The organism is Candidatus Cloacimonadota bacterium (assembly GCA_011372345.1).
Lineage (GTDB): Bacteria > Cloacimonadota > Cloacimonadia > Cloacimonadales > TCS61 > DRTC01.
This window is the reverse complement of record DRTC01000249.1, coordinates 1-5,056: the sequence shown is the minus strand read 5'-3', so window position 1 is coordinate 5,056 and position 5,056 is coordinate 1. Positions and strand designations below refer to the sequence as shown.

The window sequence follows — 5,056 nt, the reverse complement described above, 5'->3', positions numbered from 1 at the left end:
CCAAACATTTTTCCAGGCTACAAATCCTCATCTGCCAGAAGGCTGTTGCCTTCATCTTATTCTCAAATTTTGATTTTTCGGTCAATTGCCGGAAACGGAAAGGTTGTTTGCGGAAATCCTGCATCTGGATATTGGGCGGTTCGATAAAACTGACCAACCTGACCTGATCTCCAAGACTGCGGATCAAAGCCAGTAATTCCAAAAACTGAGCAGAATTCTGATAACACATCCAGTTGATCCAATAAGGACCTTGTTCCACATCTTTGACATAAAACCAGATATGATGCGTCAATTCTCCATTTTTTCCATCAAAATAACCGAGACCGAAATTCTTATCATCCCAGATCATTTCAGCATGAGTTGTTTCCGGTTTACCGAAATTAATAGCACCGTGAAATCTTTTCCGGCTTATACGCGATTTATAAATGACTTTCCAATCCTTTTTGGTCAATCTTTTGGGAATACGAAAATCAGAATTCGCTTTCAGGTCGGCAGGATCAAAGTAAATGATATGCTCGTAACATCCGCTTCCATAACCGAGTTTATCATAAAATCCCTGCTCGAAAATTCCCAATCCGGAAACTAAAGCACCTTTTTCAGCAGATTCGGCAATAACGCGAGCTGTCAGTTTCGATGCTAAACCTTTTTTACGGGCGATCCTGCTGGTCGTAACTGCTGTTACTCCGGAAAATTTCAATTCCTCATCGAGATATTTTATCGTGCCGGGAACCGTTTTTGCCAGCACTTCGATCTCCCTGTTTATCTCTGCGACCAGAACATTTGCCGGTTTCAGCATCAGATCCATTACTTTTTCTTTGCCTTTTTCCAGCCAGCCCACTTCTTTCCAGATGCGATGAACTGCGTTTTTGTCTTTTTCTTTGTTGTATTTTCGGAAAATTATTTTATCCACTTTTTTGCTCCTTTCTTTTCACAGAAATGAGTTCTGCATAACTGAGTGTTTTTCAGCAGAATTCAAAAAACATGTCTTTGCGAGTTTTTCTTCTTGCTGTTACAAACGAAGCAATCTCTTGCTTCACATTCAGTTAGAGGAGCAGATTGCTTCGGAAGAATTTTTTTGAATGAGACCTCGCAAAGACAATTTAAATTATGCAGAATCCATTTCACAGAATGCAATTCTGTGCTACTGTATCACGAGTCTCCGACTCTTTTAAAGCTTTAAATTTGAGTTAATTTTATCTTTTCTCACGGAAAACAATTTCGTGCTACTTTGAATCGAAGATTCATTATTACAACGGATCAGAGTTCCGTGTTACAAATTCTTCACAATCTCACATGCCAACCTGACATTATTCTCGACCAATTTTATATTCGCTGACAGCGATTTCCCTTTTGTTAGATCTACTATTTTCGAAAGTAAGAAAGGAGTAACTTTTTGTCCTTTTATTTCTTTCTTCTTTGCTTCCTGAAGAGCTTTCTCGATATATTCTTCCATTTCTGTATAAGGAATTTCGTATTTTTCAGGAATTGAATTTGCGACCAGAATTCCATTTGATAATCCTAATTTTTGATTTTCTTTGAAAATTTCGGCAATTTGTTTTGCTGAATCGATCCTGTTAATTTTCAGATTTGTTTTTGAGGAATAAAATGCTGGAAAATGATCAGTTCCATAACCATAAACAGGAACAGATAAAGTCTCCAACATTTCCAAAGTTTTAGAAAGATCGAGAATTGCCTTTGCTCCGGCTGAAACAACGATTACCGGAGTTCGGGAAAGTTCTATCAGATCAGTTGAAATATCAAAACTAATTTCAGCATTCCTGTGAACTCCGCCGATCCCGCCTGTTGCAAAGACATTTATCCCGGCAAGATAGGCACATCTCATCGTCGCTGAAACAGTTGTTGCTCCGATTTCTTTCTTTACTAAAATTCTTCCGATATCACGACTGGAAACTTTTTTTACATCCTGATTTTTTGCTAAAATCTCCAGTTCGGATTCTTCCAAACCGATCTTGATCTTTCCGTTCATTAAGCAAATTGTTGCCGGAACAACTCCATTTTCCAAAGCAATTCTTTCCAGGTTTTTCGCAACTTCCAGATTTTGAGGATAAGGTAAACCATGTGAAATTATTGTCGATTCCAAAGCAATTACAGGCTTTTTATTATAAAAAGCTTCTCGAGTCCTCTCATTTATTTCCAAAAATCCAGGCATCTTCTCTACTCCAAAATCTCAACTTTAAGAGTTTTCACACCAGCAGCGATCAATCCAATTTTTTTTGCTGCTCCATAAGAAAGATCGAGGTCTCGACCTGCTTTGAATGGTCCTCTATCATTAACACGAACCGTTACTGTTTTTCCGTTATCTTCATTCGTCACTTTCAGCCTTGTCCCGAAAGGAAGTGTTTTATGGGCAGCAGTAAAACCATTCATATCAAAAGTCTCACCGCTGGAAGTTGGTTTCCCATGAAATTTTTTTCCATAATAAGAGGTTACCATGTATAGAGAATTTCCCTGTTTTTTTTTGCTTTCCTTTGTTTTTGCTGTTCCAAACTTCTGATGTAAGGGTTCTTTGGAAACCCCTTTAGTCTGATAACCAGAACTGGAAGCACATCCTAAAATGATGTAAAAAATCATTCCAAAAAGTATAAATCTCAAAACGGACTCCTGTTTTTTTGTTATCAAAAAATTTTTTCTTTCCAAATACTGTCTATGATTTTTTCTGATTGACAGAATTTTGAATGAAAACAAGTTATAACGCAGAAAATTATTAAGAGGAAAATAAATGAGATCTACGATCATTGATTATTTTATTTCATTAGTCCAAATCGATAGCGAATCAAAGAACGAAATGGAGATTGCTTTGAGTCTGGAAGCAGATCTGCAGGATTTGGGAGCTGTGGTTCATTTTGATAAAGCAAATGAGAAGACCGAAGGAAATGTCGGAAATCTGTATGCGTATTTCCCGGGAAAAGTAGAAAAAGAACCGATCCTGTTTTGTGCTCACCTGGATACGGTTGTTCCGGGAAATGGAGTTAAGCCTAAAATCAGGGAAGACAGGATAATTTCGGATGGAACGACAGTTCTCGGTTCGGATGATAAATCGGGAATTGCAGAAATTGTCTGGGCGATCAAAGAATTGAAAGAAAATAATGAAAGACTCGCTCCCATTGAAGTACTTTTTACGATCTCAGAGGAAATAGGTCTTCTCGGCGCAAAATATCTGGATTATTCCATGATCAAATCCAAGATCGGATATGCTCTTGATGCACATGAAATCGGGGAAATAACGATCGCTGCTCCCTCCCAGAATAGTATGAAATATACGGTTATCGGCAAAGAAGCTCATGCCGGAGCAGAACCTGAAAAAGGAATAAATGCTATTAAGATCGCAGCAGAAGCAATTTCCAAAATGCCGATGGGAAGGATCGACGATGAAACAACCTGCAATGTTGGAGTTATCAAAGGCGGTCGAGCAACAAATATTGTTCCTAACAAAGTGAAGATCAAAGCCGAAGCAAGGAGTCATAATAACGAAAAATTGCGGATTTTGACAAAACAGATGTCGGAAACCATCAAACAAACAGCGGAAAAATATAAATTAGATGATTTTCAGGCGGATGTTAAAATTAAAGTTGTAGAGGAATATCAGGCATTCAAGTTAGATGAAGAGGATCATATTGTGGAATTAGTTAAAAAAGCATCTGAAAACTGCGGATTGAATTTCAAAACATCGATCAGCGGCGGTGGAAGTGATGTTAACATTTTCAACCGGAATGGTTTAAAAATGGGAGTTCTGGGAACCGGAATGAACAAGGTTCATACAGTCGATGAATTCATTCTCATTAAAGATTTGGAAGACGGAGCGAGATGGATCAAGGAGATCATCCGGGAATACTCGAAGTGATTGAATTTTTTCTATTGAAAATTGAATATTGAAAAAACTTACCAAATTTCTAAAAATTTGGGAAGTTTTAAAGGAGCAAAAAAATGACGCAAAGGTTCAATATTTCAAAATCCTGAACTCCATCCTCCCGACTTGTCGGGATTATGAAGTTCTATCATGTTAAATATGAATAATCAAACATTCGTGTTAATTCGCGGTTCCAAATAATCCGTCAAATCCGTCAAATCCGTGAGCAAAAAAAATGAAACTGAACTTTTTCAAAATGCAGGGACAGGGAAATGATTACCTGTTCTTCTATTTTTTAGATAAGAAACTTCCTGACATCGATTTCTCTGAATTAGCAAAAAAAACTTGCGATCGTCAATTCGGAGTCGGAGCTGATGGAATTGTCATCGTTTCCACTGATCCCGAAAATGATTCTTTCATGAGAATATTCAATCCTGATGGTTCGGAAGCTGAAATGTGCGGAACTGCTTTGCGTTGTCTGGTTGCCTATTTATATTCCAAGACAAACAAAAAAACTTTTTCCATTAACACAAAATCAGGAATAAAAAAAGGGATTATTGTCAAAGCAGGAAAAAATCCAATCGTGAAAGTTGATCTGGGAATCCCGGAAATGATCGAAGAAAATATCCTGATCGAGCATTTTTCCGGACATTACATTTCTCTGGGAAATCCTCATTTTGTAACATTTGTTGAAAACTTCGATGAGTTTGATTTCTCCAAAACCGGAAAAAAGATCGAAACAGATATTCATTTTACTCACGGAACCAATGTTGAATTTGTAAAACTCATCAATGAACAAAACATCGTCATCAAATTCTGGGAAAGAGGAGCAGGAGCAACTCTTGCCTGCGGAACAGGAACATGTGCTGCTGTTTTTTCAGGGACAAAACAGAATTTGCTTAAGCATTTTGTAAATGTCAAAGTTCCGGGTGGAGAATTAGAAGTCGAGTTTGACGGGAAACATATTTATTTGATCGGGGAAGTGAGTTTTGTATTTTCCGGTGTTTATGAGATATGAGAACTTTTAAAATCCTTGAAAGGATTAATTTCTTCGGATTTGTTTCAATATTCCCACAGTTGAAACTGAGGGCTAATCTGAATGAGATAATAAGAGAAATCCACAACTTCAGTTGTGGGATTAAAGCATTAACATTCACACTTTTTAATCAGTTCAATGATTTCCAGAAT

General features: G+C 37.4%; 5 protein-coding genes. 2 read left to right on the top strand and 3 right to left on the bottom strand.

From position 1 onward, the window contains the following. The 3 genes from ENL20_04780 to ENL20_04770 all read right to left on the bottom strand — a co-directional run. Nucleotides 1-910: GNAT family N-acetyltransferase (locus ENL20_04780; GenBank protein HHE37870.1), on the bottom strand; the 910-nt coding region annotated here is incomplete at its 3' end. A gap of 360 nt (nucleotides 911-1,270) precedes the next feature. After that, nucleotides 1,271-2,170 carry a pseudouridine-5'-phosphate glycosidase gene (locus tag ENL20_04775; GenBank protein HHE37869.1) on the bottom strand — a complete coding sequence of 300 codons (900 nt, stop codon included), beginning with the start codon at nucleotides 2,168-2,170 and terminating at the stop codon, nucleotides 1,271-1,273. A gap of 5 nt (nucleotides 2,171-2,175) precedes the next feature. Next, entirely contained in the window at nucleotides 2,176-2,454 is a 279-nt protein-coding gene (locus ENL20_04770) for a septal ring lytic transglycosylase RlpA family protein (GenBank protein ID HHE37868.1), read from the bottom strand. A gap of 286 nt (nucleotides 2,455-2,740) precedes the next feature. Here ENL20_04770 and ENL20_04765 point away from each other — a divergent pair, with 286 nt between their 5' ends. After that, the gene (locus ENL20_04765) at nucleotides 2,741-3,862 is read left to right on the top strand and encodes a M20/M25/M40 family metallo-hydrolase (GenBank protein ID HHE37867.1); all 1,122 of its coding nucleotides are present in this window, start codon (nucleotides 2,741-2,743) and stop codon (nucleotides 3,860-3,862) included. A gap of 241 nt (nucleotides 3,863-4,103) precedes the next feature. Next, entirely contained in the window at nucleotides 4,104-4,886 is a 783-nt protein-coding gene (locus ENL20_04760) for a diaminopimelate epimerase (GenBank protein HHE37866.1), read from the top strand. Nucleotides 4,887-5,056 lie beyond the last annotated feature (170 nt).